The sequence below is a fragment of the Kineococcus indalonis genome (assembly GCF_009906395.1).
Classification (GTDB): domain Bacteria; phylum Actinomycetota; class Actinomycetes; order Actinomycetales; family Kineococcaceae; genus Kineococcus; species Kineococcus indalonis.
Map to the genome: position 1 here is coordinate 1 of NZ_JAAALM010000007.1, position 21,776 is coordinate 21,776.

The 21,776-nt window shown below is 72.1% G+C and carries 16 protein-coding genes and 1 pseudogene; 9 read left to right on the forward strand and 8 right to left on the reverse strand.

Annotated features, from left to right (window positions below):
- Positions 1 to 28: 28 nt before the first annotated feature.
- Positions 29 to 880 carry an oxidoreductase gene (locus GTR00_RS00850; protein ID WP_166609791.1) on the forward strand — a complete coding sequence of 284 codons (852 nt, stop codon included), beginning with the start codon at positions 29 to 31 and terminating at the stop codon, positions 878 to 880.
- A 96-nt stretch (positions 881 to 976) separates the two neighbouring features.
- Here GTR00_RS00850 and GTR00_RS00855 read toward each other — a convergent pair whose 3' ends face one another.
- From GTR00_RS00855 to GTR00_RS25355, 4 genes are all read right to left on the reverse strand, one after another.
- The gene (locus tag GTR00_RS00855) at positions 977 to 1,864 is read right to left on the reverse strand and encodes a helix-turn-helix domain-containing protein (protein ID WP_166609775.1); all 888 of its coding nucleotides are present in this window, start codon (positions 1,862 to 1,864) and stop codon (positions 977 to 979) included.
- Between the two features lie 123 nt (positions 1,865 to 1,987).
- Entirely contained in the window at positions 1,988 to 2,626 is a 639-nt protein-coding gene (locus GTR00_RS25350; protein ID WP_205704769.1) for an Atu4866 domain-containing protein, read from the reverse strand.
- Positions 2,623 to 4,014 (reverse strand): amidohydrolase family protein, encoded by a 1,392-nt coding sequence (locus GTR00_RS00865; RefSeq protein WP_166609776.1) that lies wholly within the window; start codon positions 4,012 to 4,014, stop codon positions 2,623 to 2,625. Before GTR00_RS00865 ends, GTR00_RS25350 begins: the two co-directional genes overlap by 4 nt.
- Complete coding sequence (locus GTR00_RS25355) at positions 4,011 to 4,862, reverse strand: Atu4866 domain-containing protein (protein WP_166609777.1); 852 nt, start codon at positions 4,860 to 4,862, stop codon at positions 4,011 to 4,013. Before GTR00_RS25355 ends, GTR00_RS00865 begins: the two co-directional genes overlap by 4 nt.
- Positions 4,863 to 5,094: 232 nt before the next feature.
- Between GTR00_RS25355 and GTR00_RS25360 the strand changes: the two genes are divergently transcribed.
- The gene (locus tag GTR00_RS25360; RefSeq protein ID WP_166609778.1) at positions 5,095 to 5,688 is read left to right on the forward strand and encodes a TetR/AcrR family transcriptional regulator; all 594 of its coding nucleotides are present in this window, start codon (positions 5,095 to 5,097) and stop codon (positions 5,686 to 5,688) included.
- Between the two features lie 515 nt (positions 5,689 to 6,203).
- Here the strand turns inward: GTR00_RS25360 and GTR00_RS26145 are convergent.
- Positions 6,204 to 7,427: pseudogene (locus GTR00_RS26145) on the reverse strand (GNAT family N-acetyltransferase).
- Positions 7,428 to 8,072: 645 nt separating this feature from the next.
- On the opposite strand from GTR00_RS26145, the gene GTR00_RS00885 reads away from it, so the two are divergent.
- On the forward strand, positions 8,073 to 8,387 hold the full coding sequence (locus GTR00_RS00885; RefSeq protein WP_166609779.1) for a Rossmann-fold NAD(P)-binding domain-containing protein: 315 nt from the start codon (positions 8,073 to 8,075) through the stop codon (positions 8,385 to 8,387).
- A gap of 562 nt (positions 8,388 to 8,949) precedes the next feature.
- On the opposite strand, the gene GTR00_RS00890 is transcribed toward GTR00_RS00885, so the two are convergent.
- A complete protein-coding gene (locus GTR00_RS00890) occupies positions 8,950 to 10,029 on the reverse strand; it encodes a LacI family DNA-binding transcriptional regulator (protein WP_166609793.1) in 1,080 nt (359 codons plus the stop codon).
- A gap of 504 nt (positions 10,030 to 10,533) precedes the next feature.
- Here GTR00_RS00890 and GTR00_RS00895 point away from each other — a divergent pair.
- From GTR00_RS00895 to GTR00_RS00910, 4 genes are all read left to right on the forward strand, one after another.
- Positions 10,534 to 11,838, forward strand: coding sequence for an ABC transporter substrate-binding protein (locus GTR00_RS00895; protein ID WP_166609780.1), 1,305 nt, complete (start codon positions 10,534 to 10,536; stop codon positions 11,836 to 11,838).
- 209 nt (positions 11,839 to 12,047) lie between these two features.
- Entirely contained in the window at positions 12,048 to 12,956 is a 909-nt protein-coding gene (locus GTR00_RS00900; protein WP_205704773.1) for a carbohydrate ABC transporter permease, read from the forward strand.
- On the forward strand, positions 12,953 to 13,906 hold the full coding sequence (locus GTR00_RS00905; protein ID WP_166609782.1) for a carbohydrate ABC transporter permease: 954 nt from the start codon (positions 12,953 to 12,955) through the stop codon (positions 13,904 to 13,906). Before GTR00_RS00900 ends, GTR00_RS00905 begins: the two co-directional genes overlap by 4 nt.
- A gap of 659 nt (positions 13,907 to 14,565) precedes the next feature.
- Positions 14,566 to 16,020 (forward strand): GH32 C-terminal domain-containing protein, encoded by a 1,455-nt coding sequence (locus GTR00_RS00910; RefSeq protein WP_166609783.1) that lies wholly within the window; start codon positions 14,566 to 14,568, stop codon positions 16,018 to 16,020.
- A gap of 328 nt (positions 16,021 to 16,348) precedes the next feature.
- Here the strand turns inward: GTR00_RS00910 and GTR00_RS00915 are convergent, their stop codons facing one another.
- Both GTR00_RS00915 and GTR00_RS00920 read right to left on the reverse strand, forming a co-directional pair.
- Positions 16,349 to 17,263, reverse strand: a complete 915-nt coding sequence (locus GTR00_RS00915; protein WP_166609784.1) for a GGDEF domain-containing protein — start codon at positions 17,261 to 17,263, stop codon at positions 16,349 to 16,351.
- Between the two features lie 163 nt (positions 17,264 to 17,426).
- Entirely contained in the window at positions 17,427 to 19,034 is a 1,608-nt protein-coding gene (locus tag GTR00_RS00920) for a GGDEF domain-containing protein (RefSeq protein ID WP_205704774.1), read from the reverse strand.
- Between the two features lie 831 nt (positions 19,035 to 19,865).
- Here GTR00_RS00920 and GTR00_RS00925 point away from each other — a divergent pair.
- Together GTR00_RS00925 and GTR00_RS00930 are read left to right on the forward strand one after the other, a co-directional pair.
- Positions 19,866 to 20,345: a hypothetical protein gene (locus GTR00_RS00925; protein ID WP_166609785.1), complete on the forward strand. Its 480-nt coding sequence runs from the start codon at positions 19,866 to 19,868 to the stop codon at positions 20,343 to 20,345.
- A gap of 123 nt (positions 20,346 to 20,468) precedes the next feature.
- The gene (locus GTR00_RS00930) at positions 20,469 to 21,230 is read left to right on the forward strand and encodes an Ltp family lipoprotein (protein ID WP_205704775.1); all 762 of its coding nucleotides are present in this window, start codon (positions 20,469 to 20,471) and stop codon (positions 21,228 to 21,230) included.
- The last annotated feature ends 546 nt before the right edge of the window (positions 21,231 to 21,776 follow it).

Genomic DNA, 21,776 nt, shown 5'->3' on the forward strand with positions numbered 1-21,776 from the left:
CACCCCCACCGGCTCCGCAGCCGCTGCGCTGCCCGGCGGCACCTGGATCCTGGGGGACCGTCAGGTCACCCGCTTCGGCTACGGCGCCATGCAGCTGGCCGGGCCGTGGGTCGTGGGCCCGCCGGCCGACCACGACGGCGCCCTGGCCGTCCTGCGCGCCGCCGTGCAGGCGGGCATCACCCACATCGACACCTCCGACGCCTACGGCCCCCGCGTCACCAACGAGCTGATCCGCCAAGCACTGCACCCCTACCCCGCGCAGCTGCTCATCGCCACCAAGGTCGGCGCCGAGCGCGACGCCCGGGGCGGCTGGCCCACCGCCCGCCGGCCCGGGGACCTGCGCCGGCAGGTCCAGGAGAACCTGCAGGCCCTGGGCGTGGAGACCCTGGACCTGGTGAACATGCGCATGGGCGACGCCACCGGCCCCGGGCCCGGCTCGATCGCCGAGGCGTTCACCACCCTCGCCCAACTGCAGCAAGAGGGTCTGATCCATCACCTGGGCGTCAGCAACGTCACCGCCGAGCAGGTCGCCGAGGCCCGGACCATCGCCCCCGTCGTCTGCGTGCAGAACATGTACAACCTCGCCGTCCGCCACGACGACGACCTCATCGACGACCTGGCCCGCGAGGGCATCGCCTACGTGCCGTTCTTCCCCCTGGGCGGGTTCACCCCGCTGCAGTCCGAGGCGCTGTCGGCAGTGGCGCAGCGGGTGGGGGCCACGCCGATGGTGGTGGCGTTGAGCTGGCTGCTGCAGCGTTCGCCGAACGTGCTGCTCATCCCGGGCACGAAGTCGGTGGCGCACCTGCGCGAGAACATCACCGGCACGGCCACCGTCCTGAGCGAGGCGGACCTGGCCGAGCTGGACACGATCGGTCGCTGATCCACATCCCCGGACGCGCACCGACCCGCCGCGGCCCGGACGCGCACCGACCCGCCGCGGCGCGCCCACCACTGCCGAACCGGGCCCCCGCCGGCCTCACTGCTGCTCCGGCCGGAGCGAGGACGCACCGGAGGTGACCCTGCGCGCCGGCGGCGCGGTGGGCGCCACCCGGGGCGCCGCGTGCAGCGAGGCCAGCAGGTGCAGCTTCTCGGCATCCGGGGTTCCGGGAGCGGCCTGGTAGACGATCAGCTGGGCGCCGTGGACCTCCTTGACGTCGAAGGCGTGGTAGTCCAGGACCAGGTCACCGACATCGCGGTGGCGGAACGCCTTGGACTCGTGCGTCTTGCCGCGCACGTCGCCCCGGGCCCACAGACGGCCGAAGGCGGCGCTGGCCGCGGTCAGCTCCAGCACCAGGCGGCGCACGGCGTCAGCGCAGTCCACGTGCCCCAGGGCCAGGCGCAGGCTGGCCACGCACGAGTGCGCGGCCCGGTCCCAGTGGGTGTAGAAGTGGGCACCGACCGGGTCCAGGAACGTCATGCGCGCCACGTTGTCGATGTGGGTGAACTGCGAGTACAGGGCCCCGGCCAGCGCGTTGTGCGCCAGCACGTCCAGCTGCCGGTTGATGATCACCGCGGGGGTGTGCGGCCAGGCCTGCAGCAGGTCCTTCAGCGCCTGCGGCGCGGCGGCGGCCACGGGAGCCAGGGCGGTGGGCGCCAGGTCGGCCAGGCGGAAGAGGTGCCCGCGCTGATCGTGGTCCAGGCACAGGGCGTTGGCGATCGCGTTGAGCACCGAGGAGGAGGGGTGGCGTTCGCGGCCCTGCTCCAGGCGGGCGTAGTAGTCCACGCTGACGCCGGCGAGCATGGCCACCTCCTCGCGGCGCAGTCCGCTCACCCGGCGGCTGGTGTGCGCGGGCAGGCCCACCTCCGCCGGCTGCACGTGGCCGCGGCGGGCCTTGAGGAAGGCTCCGAGGTCTGAGGTGCTCACACGTCGACCGTAGACGGGCCTCCGCCGGCGCTGCCAGGACCTGGCGCTCCCTGGCAGCCGGCGGGGCCCGACCCGACGTGCGCCGGGCCGCGTCGGGTCAGGCGGCGCCGGGTCGGTGCTGGCTCAGTGGCGTCTCATGACGAACCCGGCGTGGTGCAGGACGTCGTTCAGCAGCTGGCCGAAGGCCCAGAAGCCGCAGTCGTCCAGGTACGTGATCCGGTCCTCGTGCACCCAGTAGCGGCCGGTGTACGCATCGGCTCGCCCGCCACGGGTCTCGGAGTAGCGCCCGTCGGGCCGCAGGTGCTGCAGCAGGCCGCGGCCGGGGTCCTGCCAGGTGCCCACCCACTTCTGCCGCACGGCCGGGTCGGCGACGTCTTCTCCTGCGGCCCGGGTCGGCTTGCCGTGCCAGGCCTGCAGGTGCCCGGCGACCCACACCGCCAGCAGGTCCGGTGGGTCCACGACCAGCATGGCGCGCACCTGCGCCGCGGTGACCGGGCGGCGCACCAGGGCGAAGGTGGCCGGGTTGCCGGGCAGGAGGTCGTACGCCCTGCGCCGGGCGGGCGGCAGGTGCGCCAGGGCGCTGTCGACCAGCAGCGGGACGGCGTGGGCGCCGCCGGCGCCGATCACCTGGACCCCCGGGTCGGCCGGTCCCCCGCTCAGGTGCCTGCCAGCCACGTGCAGCTGACCTGGCGCCACGGTGCCGGGGGTGGTCATGACGTGCACGTCCGTCAGGACGAACGTGGTGGCGTCCGGTGGGATCACCGGTCGGCTCCGGTGGTGGCGAGGCGCTCGCTGATCGCGGCGACGGAGTCGTGCACCCGGGTGCGCAGGGCGTCGACGTCCACCCCGAGAAGCGTGCTGTTCCACTTGCGCACCTGCCCGGCCACCCACACCGAGGTGATGTTCGAGCGGTCCGCCCCCAGCACCAGGGTGCCGACGGCGTCGTGCAGCGGCATGGTGTTGATCGCCTCGGCGTCCACGACGATGAGGTCGGCCTGCTTGCCGGGGCTCAGGGAGCCGGTGCGCTCCTCCAGCCGCAGGGTGCGCGCTCCCGACAGGGTGGCGAAGTCGAGCACGTCACGGGTGCTGATGCGGGCGGCTTCGCCCCCGGTGCCGTAGGCGGCGTGGACCGCGCGCATGCGCTGGATCGTCAGCAGCGCCCGCATCTGGGTGAACATGTCCGAGGCCAGCGCGACCTCCACGTCCACCGAGAGCCCGGGCCGGATCCCGTGCGCGAGGGCCTCGTCGACCGGCGGCACGGCGTCCTCCAAGCCGATCTGGGCATCGGAGGTGGGGGCCAGCGAGACGCTCACGCCGTGCTCGCGCATCGCCGCCCAGGCCTCGGCGGACAGCGCCGTGCAGTGGATGGCCTGCAGGTGCGGGCCCAGCAGCCCCTGCTCGCGCCAGTGCAGGACCTCCCTGGAGGCACCCTGCCCGAAGACGACGTCCAGGCTGACGCCGATGTCCAGGTCCGCCGCAGTGCGGGCCAGCTGCGGTCCGTACGCCAGGTGGTCGGCGATGTCGGCGGTGGCCAGCGCCGCCATGCGCAAGGTCACCAGCTGCTCGTCGGTGGGCACGTAGCGCGAGCGCAGCCTGGCCAGGTCCGCCGGCCACTGCCCGTCCCAGGTGCCGAAGTGCGGGGCCATGCTGGCGTGCACGCCGCGGATGCCCGAGTCGATCAGCGCGGTGATCGCGGCGTCGGAGTGGGCGGCGGTGCGCGAGTTGTGCGAGAAGTCGAGCATCGTGGTGATGCCGCCGTCCAGCGCGGTCAGCGCGGCCAGGCGGGTGCCCAGGTGGACGTCGTCGGGGGTGTAGGCCGGTGCGACGTTCATCAGCGTGGAGCGCAGGTACCCGGCGAGGTCGTCGACGTCGGGGATGGTGCGGCGCATCTGCGCCTGCCAGGCGTGCCGGTGGGTGTCCACCATGCCCGGGGCGATGATGCTGCCGGGCGCGTCGATGACCAGGGCGCCGGTGTCCGGCAGGCCGCGGCCGACGTCGAGGATGCGCGAGCCGCGGATGAGGACCTCACCGGCGTCGATGGTGCCCAGCGCGGGGTCCATCGTCACCACGCTCGCGCCGCGCAGCAGGATGAGGCGGGCGGGATCGGTGGCCGAGCGGGTCAGCGCGTCCAGGGTGGCGTCGGGGTTCATCGGGTGTCCTTTCGGTGCAGGGTGCAGCCGGCGTGGTGCAAGGCGTCGTGGGTCCCGTCGTGGGTCCCGTCGTGGGTCCCGTCGTGGGTCCCGTCGCGGCTGGAGCCGCTGGAGCGGCTGGAGCGGCTGGAGCGGCTGGAGCGGCTGGAGCGGCTGGAGCGGCCGAAGGCCCCGAAGCCGAGGTCGTTCAGGTAGTCGATGCGCTCACCGTCGATCCGGTGGCGGCCGGTGAAGGCGTGCGGGCGCCCACCGCGGGTCTCGTCGTAGCGCCCGTCGGCGCTCAGCTCCTGGTGCAGGAAGTCCTCGGTGTCGATCCAGACGCCCACGCGGGCGGGGTCGAGCACCAGCCGCTCGGGCTGCAGCGCTGCGGTGGCCGCACCGGCCAGCAGGCGGTCGGCCCAGTGCACGGGCCGCCCCTGCTGCAGCACGGCCAGCAGCAGATCGGGCCGGGTGAAGGCGGTGTGCAGCGCCGTGGCCAGGTCCGCAGCGTGCTCGTCGGGCACGAGGACGAGGTCGGCGTCGGCGTCGGCGCCGGGTGCGAGCGTGCCGGGACCGGTGCCGCGCGCGGCGGTGCCGGGGGTGACGGCCGCGTCCAGGCGGGCGGGGAGCACGGTGGTGCCGGTGGCGTCGATGACCACGGCGCCCTCGTCCTCGGCGGCGGTGACGATGCCGGGCACGACGCCGACGATCAGCGCCGCGCCGATGAGTACGTCAGCGCCGCGCAGGGTGCCGATCAGCGGGTCGAGGGTGTGCACGGTCGCGCCGGTCAGCAGCAGCGGCCGGTCGGCGCCGGCGCGCACGGCCGCCAGTCCGGAGGCCGTGAAGGTGGGGACGGTGGTGCCGGGCACGGCGCCACCTTCGTGCGGCCCGCAGCGGCGCAGAAGGCCGGGACGCACCCACGGAGTGCTGCACCCTGGCCACGGCGGGCGGTGCTGCCACGGCCGCCAGGGGACTGAGCGGCGCTGCGCCTGCAGGTGTGCTCCTGAGGGGCTCACCGCTCAGCGGGTCGGTCGTGGTGACCGCCCCGCGGGAGCCGTCGACTTCGACGTGTCCAAGACACATCACGGTAGGCTGGCAGACGTGGGGCGATGGGAACCGGATGCGCGCGGCAGGCTGCTGCAGGCCGCCATGGACCTGTTCACCGAGCAGGGGTACGACGCGACGACGGCGGCTCAGATCGCCGAGCGCGCTGGGCTGACGAAGACCACGCTCTTCCGGCACTTCGCCGACAAGCGCGAGATCCTCTTCCAGGGGCAGCCCGCCCTGGTGGCCATCGCCACCGCCGGCGTGCTCTCGGCCGCCGAGGACGCCTCCGCGCTGCAGGTGTTGCGCAGCGCCCTGCGCGTCTTGTGCGACGAGCACGAGCCTGCGCAGCAGCAGATCGGCCGGCGCATCGACGCCCTCGTCGCCTCGAGCCAGGAGCTGCAGGAGCGGGCGGCCTTCAAGCGCTCCAGCATCGCTGCGGCGCTGCAGGCCGCGCTGGCTGCCCGTCTCGGCGACCAGCGGCTGGCGGGCGCCCTGGCGGACCTGGGCGTGCGCGCGTACTACGAGGGGTTCGCGGCGTGGACAGGCGTCCGAGGTGGCGAGGCGCTCTCGACGCTCGTGTTCGAGGAGCTCGACGCACTCGCCGGCGCGCTGATGGAGACCTTCGCTGCTCCGCGAGCGGCGCCGTGAGGCTGCGTGCTTGCCCGTGCTTGCCCGTGCTTGCCCGTGCTTGCCCGTGCTTGCCGCCCGCGGCACGCGAACCGAGCTGCATCACCGGGCCGAAGGCAGCGGTGAGGTGCCCAAGTTCCGTCGATGAGGGGGGCGACCTGCTCAGCCGCCCCGGTGCTCGCAGGCGGCAGGAGGAACGGCAGCTCGTGTCGAACAGTGCCGCACGGACGCCGCCGGGTCGCTGATGTCGCCGGTACGGCCTCGTCGGCACGAGCGGTGAGCAGTCGGTCTGGTGGCGATGGCGCCCGGCCAAGCGCCGGGCCTTGCGCTGCCCGGCTGAGCAGCGGGGCTGCGTCGGCGCTTCGAGCGCCTGGCCGTGTTCCGATGTGCAGGAGCTGGGTGGCGTCGATCTCGTGTCCCAGGACATCATCCACGCCGCGTACAGCCCGACTCCTCCGTCACCACCACTCGACTCTCGCGGGCGGCTGCCCACCCACCTCCCCGAAGGCTGATGGCTGATGTCGTCGACGCCGGGGTCAGAACCAGTGCAGGCAGTACGGTTCACGCTCAGCGCGGAAGGGGGCATCGGTGACCACGCGTGCGGCGTCGTCCTGGACTCCGACGTGGCCTGCGTGCGCGAGGGTGCTGGGACTCGTGCCGCCGAGGTAGATCGAGGCCAGGTCACCGGCGTCCAGGCGCAGGTCGGGCTCCCGCTCGGTCGGGATGCACTCGGCCTGCCCGTTGCGCACGGTGGGCAGGCACCGGTGGTGCTCGCCGAGGAAGGGATCGGTGACCTCGAGGACACCGTCGCCGCCGCAGCTCGCGCCCTCAGAGCACGAGGAACGTCGAGCAGCCGACGCCACAACCAGTTCTCGTCGTCGCTGACCCGGGCGGCGCGGGGGTCCGCGAGCTGCCAGCGCAGGGGGTGCTCCGGCGGGGTGCGTGACATGACCACTTGCGCGCCCCGGTCGTGCCCCAGGACGAAGCGGTCCAGGACCGCGGTGACGGTGTCGTCGGTGGCGATGGTCTCGTCGACGGTCAACGTGCACTCATCCAGGAAGTAGTTGGCGTAGTCGTCGGCGACGCCGGCGGCGTCGCGGTGAACGGCCACGCAGCGAGGGGTGTCAGCGACCGGCGGTGCGCCGGCGCCGCGGCTCCACCAGCGGTGCGGGCGGCTCAGCGCACCGGGGCGGGTGCGGCGGTAGCGGTCGTAGACCTCCTCCAGGAGCTGCCCGCGGTCCGCACGCCTCAACACCTCCAGCGAGCCGGATCCGGCCGAGCTCGCCGAGCGCTCGTCCGCGGCGCCGACGCGGGGTGCGGCGAAGGCAGCGCGGTGGCGTGGGATCGTCAGCCGACGGGTGGAGCCGCTGGTCCGCGGTCGACGCGCCGGCAGATCGCGGCCTCGCTGGCCAGCAGCACGGCGAAGAACTCCTCACGCGCGCGCAGGTCATCCAGCTGGCGGCGCGTCAACGCCGTCATCACTCCCCGGCGACGGTGGGAAGGCGGGACCCCGATCGCGCTCACCCCAGCGGCCGGGGCCAGCACCGCGCCGGGCAGGGTCATCTCGAAGGAGCAGGCCGCGGCAGTGCCGACGGGCCGCCTCTGCTCGGTGACGGCGAGCAGTTGCGGTCCATCTCCGGCGCTGCCCGGAACACTCCGCCGCCGTCCTGGTCCGGTGCGGCGGGAAAGCGGGCGGAGGCGGTGTGCAGGGTGTCGACGAAGACGCCGAGGTCCTCGTCGGTGGTGGGACGGATCTCCATCGTCGCCGCTGCCGCTCCTCGGTCGCTCCGCACGCCGCGGCCCGCTCTGCTGAGCCGAGCGCCGCTCCCTCGAGCGAGGCGGTGACCTGTGGGATGAAACGCGCGGTGCTGTGCGAGGAACAGCACCATCACATGGGCATCGACGCGGCCGAGAGGTTGACGACGTGCTCGTCAGCGACATGACCGAGAACGCGCAGCCCACACCCATGACCGGCCTATGTCGATCCAGCGGTGGGCCCGGCGCCATCTGCTCTGCAGGGGACCCCAGCGTCGTTCACGAGGATGTTCAGCTTGCCCGCTCGGCGAGCACTGCGCCGACGGCAGGCTGGACCGAGCCAAGGTCTGCGAGGTTCCGGTGCAGGGCGATCGCCCGGGCTCGTCACCTGGAACGCCGCGGGGACTCTCCGGGTCTTGTGGGCGCAGGTGGACCAGGACTCGGCTCCGAGAACGCCCGACACCGCGCCGCGAGGTTCTGGAGGTTCCTGCGCACCATCGATTTCGGAGTTGCCGAGTACACCTGGCCGTGCACCCGGTTCTGGACACCGACCCCGCCGTGCAGGGCGACCCGAGGGGGACTGCCGCACGCACCGGCTCGTCGGCGACCGCCCGCTGTCCCACCCCGAGGTCGCCGGAATCCTCGCCACCGTGCTGGGGCACCGCGTGCGCTACGTCCACGTGCCCGCCCCCGCGTTCTACGGCGCGCTGCGCGCCACCGGGGTCCCCGCCTGGCAGGCGCGGGGGCTGGTCCACCAGTTCGTGGACGTGGTGCGCCGCGGGCAGGACGACGGGCGCCTGTGCAGCAGCGACGTCCCCGACCTGCTGGGGCGCCCGGCCGTGACGGTCGCCGACTTCGCCCGCGCGCACCGCGCCGAGCTCCGCGCCGGCCGACGCCGGGCCCTTGCCGGCGATCGCCGCCGGATCGAAGCGTGCCCGCGGCGAGATGACACCGCTCAACCGTGAGCGGCTCCCGCCGGAAGTCGCCCGTGGCCGCCAGCACCCAGCGGCAAGAGCGCGACGCGCTGGAAGCACGGGACCGGCGGCCGCCATCAGGCATGCCGCGTTGGGACGCAGGTCTTGTTGGTGCGCGGGTGCTGGCGGAGAGCGCGCAGCAGGCCGCCGAGATGGGTGTCTTGGCCTTCGATCCGGGCTGCGAGCGCTGGTCCGAGGGCGAGGGTGCGGGCGGAGGCATCGGTGGAGGAGAGAGCGGCCCGACCCGCCACTCCCTAGCAGCCTTGCCGAGCTGCGCCTTGGTTGAGCTGCGCCCTGGTTGCGCTGCTGGACAGCGAGCGCGTCGCTGGGCTGACCCGGTGGCGCCAGCAGAGCCCGCGCGTTCACCTTCACCGCTGGCCCCGACGCGCGCTGCCCGCGCTGCGATCGGCCGGGCGCCGCGACACCGTCAGCTCCTCAACCCCTGTCAAGGATGCTCCCGCATGCCGTGCTCGCGCACGCTCGACGTCGGCGTCTTCGCTGCCGTCGTCCTCGGGGCCACGGGCGGTCAAGTCGTGTGCCCGAGGACGAGGCGTCAGCTGCGCGGTGCGCGCAGCACCTCAGCGGCCGCGGGGGAGCGTGGCGGTGCCAGGCGCGCGCCGGCCGCGCGCGGGGGGGCCGTGGTGCCGCGCACGACCAGGCGGGTGCCCAGGCGCTGGCCGTCGGTGCGCACGTGCTGCAGGTCCACCGGCACCGGCAGGCCCAGGGTGCGCAACGCGAGAGCGGCGGCGCAGCGACCGATCACCACCGGCTCTTGCGCCACGGTCGTCAGGTCGGTCAAGTCGGCCATCGGGTGGTCGTCGACCCCCACGAGCGAGACCGCCCCGGGCACCTCGACGCGGGCTCGGCGCAGGCTGCGCAACGCGCCGATGGCGACCTCGTCGGAGTAGGCGAACACCCCGGTGGGCGGGTGGGGCAGGGTGAGCAGCCGGTCCATCGCCCGGGCGCCGCCGTCCGGGCCCCAGGGCACGGTGACCACGAGATCGCGGTCCTCCTCCAGCCCGGCGCGCTGCAGGGCGCTGCGGTAGCCGGCCAGGCGCTGGCGGTCAGCCTGCCAGTCGCCGCCATCGGGCTCGACGGTGCGGATCATCGCGATGCGCTCGTGGCCCAGGGCCAGCAGGTGCTCGACCGCGGCGCCGGCGGCCGCCGCGTCGTCGACGGCCACCCAGGGGTGCTGCTCGGAGCTGGCGCCGGCGGAGATGATGGCGACTCCCAGGTCGTCCAGGCGCCGGTGCTGCTCGGCCGTCGTCGGCAGCGCCACGACGACGAGGGCGTCCACCTTGCGGCGGGCGGGCAGCCGGTCGAAGAAGCGGCGACGGTCCTCGGGCCCCTCCACGTGGTAGAGCAGCAGGTCCAGCTCGGACTCGCGCAAGACCGCCTCCAGGCCGGCCACCACGCTGGCGTAGTACCACAGGTGGATGGCGGGCACGAGGACGCCGACGCGCCCGGTGGACCCGCGCGAGAGGCGCGAGGCCTCCGGGGAGACGACGTAGGCGAGCTCGTCGGCCACGGCACGCACGCGTTCCCGGGTGGCCTCGCTGACGCCGGCCGCGCCACCGAGCGCGCGCGAGACGGTGGAGATCGAGACCCCGGCGCGGACGGCCACGTCCGCCATGTTCACCGCGGGTTTCACATCGACAGCCTACGGCACCGCAAACGCTTGCGCCGTGTTGTGGGCACTGCGCTTCCAAGACGTGCGCTACCCGTGCGGCCACGTCGACATCTCGCTCACATCACGTTGATTCGCAACGCTGAAGCCTGCTTGACAAGCGCAGGAGCTGAGCGCCACCATCCACGCAAGCGTTTGCGAAGAGCAGGGAGGTGGGGGGCGGGAAGGCGGCCGCTGCGGTTGCGGGTGACAGGCAGCATCGACGCTGGCCCGCCGCTGCCGCCCACCGGCCCCTGCCCACCGCCCGCACCCACCGGAGCGCTCGCCCAGACCGACCAGATCACCCCAGACCGCCCAGATCGCCGCCCGAGCCGGGCATGGCCGATGCGCCCGCCGTCGGCTCGCCCCGCTCGGGTCGCCGCCCGAGGACATCACGGCTCCGGATCCCCCGGGGCCCGCACGCACCGTGGACCGCACCGTGCACCGCACCGTGGACGAAGGAGCCCGCACATGCGCACCAAGAAGATCCTGGGCACGGCCCTGACCGCCGGCCTCGTCACCGTCCTGACCGCCGGCTGCCTCAGCCAGCCCAGCGAGAACAACGCCGGCGGCGGTGCTGACGACGGCACCGTGGAGATCATGTACGGCTTCACCGACACCTCCTCGGCGAAGTTCCAGGCGGAGATCAAGAAGTTCGCCGACGCCGAGGGCATCGACGTGAAGTTCTCGCCCACACCCGACTTCAACACCGTGATCACCACCCGGGTCTCGGGCAACAACAAGCCGGACATCGCCATCTTCCCGCAGCCGGGGATCATGGCCGACTTCGCCGACAGCGGGGACCTGAGCGACCTGTCGGACGTGGTGGACCAGGCCAGCCTGGAGGCGATGGTCCCCGGCATCGTCGAGGCCGGTCAGGTCGACGGCGCGCAGTACGCGCTGCCGATGAGCCTGAACATCAAGAGCATCGTCTTCTACCCCAAGCAGCCCTTCGAGCAGGCCGGTTACACCGCCCCGGACACCCTGCAGGGCCTGCTGGACCTGACCAACCAGGTCAAGGCCAGCGGCACCGCGCCGTGGTGCTTCGGCGTGGAGGCCGGCCCGGGCACCGGCTGGCCGGCCACGGACTGGATCGAGAACCTCATGCTCATCCAGAACGGCCCGGAGGTCTACCAGCAGTGGGTCCGGCACGAGATCCCGTTCAACGGCCCGCAGGTCAGCGAGGCGGCCGACACCATGAGCGAGTTGCTGCTGACCGAGGGCAACGTGGACGGCGGGCGCTCCTCCATCGCCAGCGCCAACTTCAACACCGCGGCCAACGCGATGTTCGACACCCCGCCCGGCTGCTTCATGTACCGCCAGGGCAACTTCATCGCCCGCGACGGCGGCTTCCCCGACGCCGTGCTGGCCGACCTGGACAACGTGGTGGGTGTCTTCCCCATGCCGGGTGAGACCCCGGCCGACAAGCCGGTCCTGGGCGGCGGCGACCTGGCCTCGATGTTCACCGACACCGAGGACGCCCGAAAGATCATGAACTACATGGCCACGACGGACTTCGGCGTGGACTGGGCCAAGGCCAACGGCTTCGTCTCCCCGCGCACCGACTTCGACCCGGCCAACTACCCCAACGCGCTGACCCGGCAGATGGCGGACATCGCCTACCAGTCCACCGCGTTCGTCTTCGACGGCTCCGACCAGATGCCCGGGGAGGTCGGCTCCGGCTCGTTCTGGCGGGAGATGACCGCCTGGATCAGCGGTTCGGAGGACGAGAAGGCGGCCCTGGACAACATCGAGGCGAGCTGGCCGGCCAGCTGAGCGGACCAGGGGGCGCCGGGCCCGAAGGTCCGCCTCGAGCGCTGACCTCGAGGGCCTGTCCTGAGGGCTCGTCCTGAAGGCCCGGTGCTGCCCGGAACCGCTCACCTGCCTGGTCCACCGGACGAGGAGATCCCGTGACCATCAAGATCATCAATGCGGTGCTCGCCGTCCTCTGCGGCGTCGGCGGTGCCGTCGTGCTCTTCTACCTGTTGAACAAGCTGACGGACCTGTTCCCGCGCCGGATGCACGAGCGCGTCAAGCCGTACGTGTTCATCCTGCCTGCTTTCGCCGCGATCTCGCTGTACCTGCTGTTCCCCTTCTTCCAGACGGTCGTCTACAGCTTCGCCAACCGCGACAGCACCGCCTGGGTGGGTCTTCAGAACTACAGCGACCTGCTGGGCGATCGCGGCTTCCAGCAGACGCTGTTCAACACCCTGCTGTGGATCCTCGTCGTCCCGGCCCTGACGATCGTCCTGGGCCTGCTGATCGCCACGCTCGCCGACCGGCTGCGCCCGGGCGGGGAGAAGTTCACCAAGACGATCATCTTCTTGCCGCTGGCCATCAGTGCTGTCGGAGCCGGCACCATCTGGACCTTCATCTACACCCAGCGCCCGCCCGGGCAGGCGCAAATCGGCCTGCTCAACGCGATCTGGACGCTGCTCGGCGGTGATCCCGTCGCGTGGCTGCAGCTGTCGACCGGTCGCCTGAACAGCCTGCTGCTGATGGTCATCCTGATCTGGACCCAGGCGGGCTTCGCCATGGTGCTGCTGTCCGCCGCGATCAAGGGGGTGCCCAGCGACACCCTGGAGGCCGCCCGCATCGACGGCGCCGCGGAGGGCCGGATCTTCTTCGCCATCATCGTCCCGCAGATCCGCGCGACCATCATCACCGTGTTCATCACCGTGATCATCGGGGTGCTGAAGACCTTCGACATCGTCTACGTGATGACCAACGGCAACTTCAACACCAACGTCATCGCGCTGAGCTACTACCAGCAGCAGTTCGTCAACCGCAACAGCGGTTCCGCCGCCGCGATCGTCGTCCTGCTGATGATCGTCATGATCCCGATCATGGCGTACCAGGTCCGGCAGTTCCGCGCCCAGGAGGTCGCCCGATGAGCGGTACGCGATCCGTCACCACCACGGCGGCCCCTGGCCGGAGCGCCACCGGTAGTGGCGGCTTCACCGGCACCCGCAAGGGCCGTGCGCGCGCGAAGTCCGGCGACATCGGCAAGCCGGCCCCGCTGTGGGTCCGCACCGTCCTGGCGCTGCTGTGCCTGCTGTGGATCGTGCCGGTGTTCGGCCTGGCCTTCACCTCCCTGCGCGACCGCGTGGACGCCACGGACACCGGGTGGTGGAGCGTGTTCACCAGCCCCTCGCAGCTGAGCCGGCTCACGGTGGAGAACTACAGCCAGGTCATCGCCCAAGCCGACCTGGGGACCGCCCTGGTCAACAGCCTGGCCATCACGATCCCGGCAACCATCATCCCGATCCTCATCGCCGCGTTCGCCGCCTACGCGTTCGCCTTCATGGAGTTCTGGGGCCGAGACGTCCTGCTCGTCCTGATCGTCTCGCTGCTCGTGGTGCCCAACCAGGTGGCGCTGACCCCGCTGCTGAACATCTACGGCCAGCTGGGTGTCAACGGTCAGTTCATCGCGGCGTGGCTGGCGCACATCGGGTTCGGCATGTCGCTGGCGGTGTACCTGATCCGCAACTACATGGCGACCCTGCCCAAGGAGGTCATCGAGTCCGCCAAGATCGATGGCGCCTCGCACTACCAGACCTTCTGGAAGCTCATCGTGCCGATGTCGGTACCGGCGCTGGCCTCGTTCGCCATCTTCCAGTTCCTGTGGGTGTGGAACGACCTGCTCGTCGCGCTCGTCTTCATCGGCCCGGGCGGCAACCAGCCGCTGACCATCGCCCTGGTCTCGCTGCTGGGGCAGCAGGGCCAGGGCTGGCAGCTCGTCGCCGCCGGCGGCTTCTTCACCATGATCCTGCCGATCCTGGTGTTCTTGAGCCTGCAGCGGTACTTCGTGCGCGGCCTGACCGCCGGCTCGGTCAAGGGCTGACCGCGACCCGCGGCCCGCCTGCCGCACGGCAGGTGGGCCGCGGGCATCGCCAGAACGCGGTGGCCGGCGGCGCCACCCGCCAGGTCACGGTGCACAGCATCCCGGCCCTGCGCACCGGCCGGGCCGGTCCAGGGCGCAGCAGGTGCCGCGCCCGCGACGCCTGCTGCTGCAGGCGTCGCGGGCTGCGCATGCGATGCGGTCGCCCTTGCCCACCGCGAAGATCGCACAGCGTGACCCGCACCCGCCGCTCCCGCTGGGACCGACGAGCGATGCCGACGGGCGCCGCGAGCATCGGCGCCAGGCGCGTGGCCCGGTGCTCACACCCTCCCCACAGCTCACGACCGGGAGCAACTACTCTGAGCTCACGGCCGCCCGCGGCGAACGAGCACACCCTGCTGTCGGCCCACCACGTTGTGAAGCGATAGCCTGTGCGCCGACAGCTCGCGAACGGAGCCAGCCGGCGACCCGGCTGGAGCGGCAGGCCACCGTGCCGGCCCGCGAAGTCCCCGCACGAGGTGCGCCGGTGCGCACCGCGCCGCGTCCGGCTCGTGCTTGCGGCTCCTGTCCCCGTGCTAAGACGAACGAACCGTGCTGCCGCGAACGAACCGGGTGCGCCGCCGAGACCGCCAGCGGCCCCTTCTCCACGACGAGGACCTCTTGTGACGAACACCTCCGGCCCCGCCGCCCTCGAGCCACCCGCCGCCACCGAGGCGCCCGCCATCGAGACGCCGACGCAGCAGCACTGGCGCCCGCGCGTGCACTTCACCGCCCGCGATTCGTGGTTGAACGACCCCAACGGGCTGCTGCACCACGAGGGCGTCTACCACCTCTTCTTCCAGAACAACCCCTCGGGCAGCACCTGGGGGAACATGTCCTGGGGCCACGCGACCTCCCAGGACCTGACCACCTGGCAGGAGCAGCCGGTGGCCATCGCCTGCACGCCGCAGGAGCACGTCTACTCCGGCAGCGCCGTGGCCGACGTGCGCAACACCGCCGGCTTCGCCGGACCCGGGCAGTGCGCGCTGGTGGCGATCTACACCAGCGCCTACACGGAGCACTCGCACCGGCCCGGGGTGCAGGCGCAGTCCCTGGCCTACAGCCTGGACGCCGGACGGACCTGGCGGCGCTACGCCGGCAACCCCGTCCTGGACATCGGCGCGCGCGACTTCCGCGACCCGAAGGTCTTCTGGTACGGCGGGGACGACGGGCACTGGGTCATGGTCGTCGTCGAGGCGAGCGAGCACCGGGTGGCGGTGTACACCTCCGCGGACCTGAAGGAGTGGACGCTGACCTCGCGCTTCGGCCCGGCCCACGCCACCGGCGGGGTGTGGGAGTGCCCGGACCTCTTCCCCCTGCCGGTGCGCGGCACCGGCCAGGTGCGCTGGGTGCTGCTGGTCAGCCTCAACCCCGGCGGGATCGCCGGCGGCTCGGGCACGCAGTACTTCGTCGGGCACTTCGACGGCACCACCTTCACTCCCGAGCGCCTGAGCAGCGGCGCCGCCGCGGCCGCCGGCGAAGACCTGCGCGACTTCGACTGGCTGGATCACGGCCGCGACTACTACGCCGCGGTCTCCTTCAACGACGTTCCCGACGGGCGCCGGCTGACCATCGGCTGGGCCGGCAACTGGGACTACGCGGCCAGCACCCCCACCGCCCCGTGGCGTTCGGCGATGTCGCTGGTGCGCGAGCTGGACCTGGTGCGCGACGCCGGCGGGCGGCACCGCATCGCCCAGCGACCGGTCCTGCCCACCGATGGCGCCCGGCCTGAGAACCTGCTCGTGCACCGGGTGCAGGTGCCGTGCGGTCCCGGCCAGCGCTGGCAGCTGGTGCTCGCCACTGGCGAGGGCGACGACGACGACCGGGTCAGCATCGTGCTCGACGGCGACGAGCGCACCCTCAGCTGCGACCGCACGCGCAGCGGCGCGGTCGACTTCCACCCGGCCTTCCCCGGCGTGGACAGCGCCCCGCTGCTCAGCGAGCAGGTCAGCGAGGTGCTCGTCGTGGCCGACGGCTGCGTGCTGGAGGTGTACGCCGACGGGGGCCTGAGCACGATCACGCAACTGGTCTTCCCCGCTGCGCCGCTGCGGCGGCTGCACCAGGGAGCGCTCGACTGAGGGGCCGGCCGCGCAGGACACGACACACCGGCCGGACGGCAAGGCGTGGTGGGCAACGCAGCGGCTCGAGCGGCTCCTGCAGTGCATCGGTGCTCAGCCGGGCGCTGGGCGCAGGCGTCGACGGCGACGCCCTCCGCGCTGCGCCCGGCTGAGCACCGATGCGCCGGAATGACCGGCTGGTGCCCGGGGTCACGTCCTCGGCCGGGTCACGTCCTCGGCACACGGGAGGCATCCCCAACCCACCGAGCTGGGCTCGGTGCACCTGGCCATCACGGTGGTGACAGGCAGCCGACCGGCATCGCCCACAGCGCCGGCGAGCAGAGCACGGTCACCGCTGTCGGCACACCCGGTTGCGGCCCTCGCGCTTGGCTTGGTGGAGCGCGGCATCGGCGGCCGTCAAGAGGGCGGACAGCTCGTGGCAGCTTCCGCTGGCGATGCCGATGCTGACCGTCATCGCCACGGGACCTTCGACCGATGGGGCCGCCACGGCCGCCCGCACCGCTTCGGCGCGAGCCAGCGGATCGGCTGCTGCGGGCAGGCGGAGCACGAACTCCTCCCCACCGATGCGTGCGATCACCTCCTGGGGGCAGGCCTGGTGCCGCAGCAGCCGCGCCAGCCACAGCAGGGCTGCATCACCGGTGCCGTGTCCCAGCTCGTCGTTGATGCGCTTGAAGTGATCGACGTCCAGCAGCAGCACGTGGCAGTGCGTCTGGCCCGCCTGCTCCATCGCGGCCGTGAGTCCGCGACGGTTGAGCAGGCCGGTCAAGGGGTCCTGCCGGGCGCTGTCCTGCAGGTCGGTCACCATCCGGTCGAGCAGGGTGCGCAACCAGCCGATGCAGGCTGCGACCACGCTCAGCACGCTGGCGCTGACGACGACGCCGACCAGCGCCGACGAGCGCGGAGTGGTGGCGAGCAAGTAGGTGCCGTAGACGAGTTCCGCCCAGGCGATCTGCGCCACGATCTCGCGTCGCGATCGCGTCATGGAGACCAGGAGCGTGGGGGAGACCAGCGCGATGGAGCCGATGTCGAGCGCAGAGCCGGCCTCGGCGGCGCCGGTGCCGGCCACGATGACGGGCGCAGCGAAGGCTGAGTAGCCCGAGCGCACCCATCCAGGCGCCTCGGGCGGGGTCAGGTGAGCCCACAGCGCCAGGACCAGCGCGCCCACGCCGGCGGCCGCCATCAGCAGCGGAGCCTGTACCAGAGGAGCCAGGGCGAGCATGACGAGACCGCCGGGGGCGGCCATGAGGACCGTTCCCCGCGCATCCAGCCGGCGTGTCTGCGCCGCGTTCCAGGAGCCGAGCCGCTCGCCGGCTGGGAGGTGGCGGCGCGCGCGGGAGGACACACGGTGCCATCGGCTCTCGAGCCCGACAGCTGCAGCGCGGCCGTTCACCCCGACGCGGCGGTCTTCAGGCGATGCGCTCATCGGTGACCGCTCGCTCGGTGGGATCGCTACCGGGCGCGGGAGGTCGCGGTGGTGGGCCGCCGGCCGCTTGCTCGGACGAGGGTGCGGACGAGGGTGCGGGCGCGGGTGCGTCGGGCCCCGGGTGCGGCAGGCGCCACGAGTTCTCGTGCACCGTGTGCCTGGGTTCTCCCGCGTACAGGTGCCAGGAGCAGGAGCGCCGGTGCTTGGCCAGATACATGGCCCGGTCGGCTTGGCGCATCAGTTCCGCGCCGGCCAGGCCGGGGCTGGCGATGGCCACCCCGATGCTGGCGCGGGGGTGCAGCAGGTGCCCGCCGGCATCGACGGTGCGCTGGGCGATGGCGGCGATCCGCGCGGCCACCGACCTCACCTCCTCGACCGTGGCGGCGTGCGGCAGCAGCACCGCGAACTCGTCACCGCCCAGGCGCGCGGGCAGCGCCGAGCGCAGGCAGGTGGCGTAGGCGCGCAGCAGCGCATCGCCCACGTCGTGGCCGAGGGTGTCGTTGACCTCCTTGAAGCGGTCGAGGTCGATGAGGAAGAAGGCCGTGACGCGCCGCTGCCGGGAGGAGGTGGGCACCAGGCGGTGCAGGCGCGCCTGCAGCTGTCGCCGGGTGGCCAGGCCGGTGAGGTGGTCGGTCATGACCAGCGCGTGGTTCTCGCGCAGGGCGAGGAACTGGCGGGCCATGACCGCGCCGGTCATCGCCATCGCGGCGGTCACCACGCCACCCCAGGGGTACAGGCCGCTGCGCAGCGCCAGGTAGACCAGGGGCGTGTAGCCGGCCGCCACCGCCAGGTAGGGCAGCATCGTCACCGTCGCGGACTGCTCGGGCAGGTCCTCATCCTGCCGCCGCCCGGCGCGGTGGGCCTGTTCCAGGCCACCGAGGGCCAGCAGCGCGAAGCCGGCCATCAGCAGCAGCCACTCGGTGCCCTGCACGGTGAAGCTCAACGCCCCGGCGGCGTCGTCGGCCAGCAGTCGCCGGCTGCGGTGGACATCGGCCGCGACCAGCGCCAGCAGGCCGCTGAGCATCAGCAGCATCGGAGCCCGCCGCCGCGACGCGGTGGACCTCAAGACGACGACGGCCGCGGCGAACAGCAGCGTGAAGTCGCCCAGCGGGTAGGCCAGCGCCACCCACAAGAACGCCGGTGCGTAGTTGCCGTGAACGATCACCGGGCCCAGGACGAAGTACCACAGGATGCTGAAGCCGGCGGCCAGGACGACGGCCACGTCCAGCGCCACCTTGACCCGTCGGCCTCCTGACTCCGAGCCAGGGCGCAGCTGCAGCAGCCCCGCCAGGAGCACGACGGTGCTGGCCAGGCGCAGGTGGTCACCGGGCGAGGGAAAAGCGCCGCCGGCGGCGAAGCCGGCGTGGGCGGCGATGAGCAGGCCGTATCCGCTGGCGATGAGCCACCACCCGCGACGCCAGCGGGCAGGCAGCCGCCGCTGGCGGGCGGTGGCCACGGCCGCCACCACGGCGACGAGGATGAAGAACGTCGCGGTCAGGCCACCGATGGGATCGAGGGCCTCGTGGGTGGGCCAGCGGCTGATGATCGTGCCCGTCATGACCGCCCACAGCAGGGCGGTGAGGATCGTCATGGAGCGCCACCGGGATGCGGACGGCCACCACGATCTGTTCCTGCGGCCGTTGCGCACCATCTCCCAGCCCTCCATGGCCTGCCCCGTACCTTGCTCCTGAACATTTCCACCGCACATCCGATCGGCACTGGCCGGTGCCGCTCAGTGCCGCCGGCACCTCCCGCCGTCGGCGCGACATGCAGCACCGCGCCGCCGTGAAGGCCACCGCCGTGAGTGCTGCAGCCGGTGGTGCCTGGCCCCGCGCGCCAAGGAGCGCTTGGAGCAGGACATCGGGAAGGAAGCGGCGGTGACGTGCTGTGGCTGTGCTTTCTCCGCGCTGAGCTTCCCTGAGCTGTCGTCCTCGTCCGGAAGGTGGTGCTCCTTTCCACTTGCGCGTGGGCAGTCGACATCGGCCACCGAGGAGATCTTCTTGAGCAATCCTTGCAGTGACACGACGCTTCGACCACCCGTTCGGTCCACCATCGCCTGCACGCCAGGCGTCCGGCACCTTCGCTGCCTCCAGGTCGCCTACCGCTCAGCTCCGCGCCTGTTGGATCGTCTCCTAGCTAGGAGTCATCGACGCCTTCTCGAGGACCCTGACGGTACGTCACCCGCCCAGCTCGACGGGGTGCATCGCTCGCCCGCGTCTGGTTACATCAGATGATCAACCTCCTCCAACTGCCTGATCGCCGGGGACGGTAATCCACAAGGATGCGTTCTTGAGCTGCGCCTGAAGCGGTGGAGCTGCCCCCTGCCAGCGCGGGCAGCCGCGTGCCCACCGATGTGTCCGTCCGTTGGCCGAACGGGTGAGGTGAGTCAAGCGGGCGGGTGCCGTTGGCGATCTCTTAGACCATGACTCCGGTCCCCGAGGTCCTGCCCCTGCCCTCCTCCCTCGATCTGGCCTTGACTCGTATCGCCCTGGCCGCCGAGCGCGGCGAGGAATGCCCGCCACTGGTGCTGATCGCCGGCGGCTGGCTCATCCAGGGCACCCCGGTCAGCACTCAAGCATTCTACGAAGCCACCTACCGGGTCACCTACAACGACCTTGCGGCCTCTGCTGAAGCTCGTCGCCTGCGCGTCCAGCCCCATGAGAAGGAGCAGATCCTCACCGACACCACGCGGAACCAGCTGCTGGCCCTTGGTGACCCGGCTGGCCTTGAGGGTTCAGCCCTGAACCTGCTCCAGGCCAGCGCCTACCCACCTGGTGCTCCGGCGGTCAACACCGGCGCCATGCGAGTGCCCTTTGCCGGTATCGCCAGCTGGTGGGCCACTGGCTTCTCGACCGACAAGCAGCAAACCAGCAGCAGCGTGGGCTTCGGCTTCTCCTTCTAACGGCGCCGCCGGGGGCCCCAGCGGGGTCACAGCGGCGCTCAACTCTTGACCCTCAGCGCCGATCCACCGGAAAACTGTCTACGCTCATCGAGCCCCCCAGGGCATCACTCAGGAGTCCGCACCATGTCCGCACCGAGCCAGTACCAGCCGGCGCCCCAGTACCCCAAGATCCAGCAGCCCTCCGGCCTCGCCACTGCCAGCGTCGTCCTGGGCGCCGTCGGCTTCGTCGTCGGCATCTGCTCCGTCGTTGGCCTCGCCGTGGGCCTGGTCGCCCGCGGCAAGGTGAAGCGCGGCGAGATCAGCCCTGCGCGCGTCACCGCCGGCATCGTCACCTCCTCCATCTCCCTGGCCCTGGGCATCGTCGGCTGGATCGTCCTCATCAGCCTGATGGGCGCTGCCAACTCCTCGATCGAGGACACCTCCACGGCGATCGCGGCTCCCTCCATCAGCGCCCAGGCGCCCGTCGCCGACGTCCCGGCCGCCGAGACCGCAGCTCCCGCCGTGGTCGAGCCCACCGAGGCTGCCCCAGTCCCCTCGCAGTCGCCCACAACGCAGGCCGCTGCGCCTGCGCAGACGTCCGCCTCGGCCGCTGGGGCGACCGTGTCGCAGGAGAACGCCGTGCGCACGGCGGAGGGTTACCTGGACTACAGCGCGTTCTCTCGATCCGGACTCATCAAGCAGCTCGAGTTCGAGGGCTTCTCGACCGAGGACGCGACCTACGGGGTGGACAACATCACCGTCGACTACAACGAGCAGGCGGCGAAGGCAGCAGAGCAGTACCTGGAGTACTCCTCGTTCTCCCGGCAGGGCCTGGTCGACCAGCTGCAGTTCGAGGGCTACACCTCCTCCGAGGCCGAGTACGGAGTGTCGCAGTCCGGTCTGTGACTCCCGCGTCCGTCGGTGTCCCTCGCGATCACTGCAAGCGCGACTCACCGCGCCCGGGAAGACGGTGCGGCGGTTCTGACATCACGAGGCGCCCCCACCTCAGCAAAGAGGTGGGGGCGCCGTGCGTTGCGGTCGGCTCGTAGCGATCAGGCAGACGGCGAAGGCGGCGAGTAGGCCGGCCGTGACGAAGATGAGGGTGTCGACGTCCCCACCACTCACCGGATTCTGCCGACGCGCCCAGCGGGTCTGGTTCTTCTCCCCACGGCTTCACCGGCCACGCGGCATCCGTGGCGAAAGCTGTGCAAGGAGACATGCAGACCTGGCTTCAACAGCATCTGCGACAGCCGGCCCATGCTGCCGGGTGCGGCGCTCCTTCCTGGCGGACCGTCCGTAGATCGGCAGGTGAGGGCGTCGCGGACGTCCTGGCCAGCGTGATGACCGTGACCCTCGATCGCGTGGTGCTACGGCTGCAGCCGACTGCACTCAGGTGCTGCGGGCGGCCGGTGTCAGGGACGGTGCTGACGTCGCCCCTGGCACCGGCCGGGC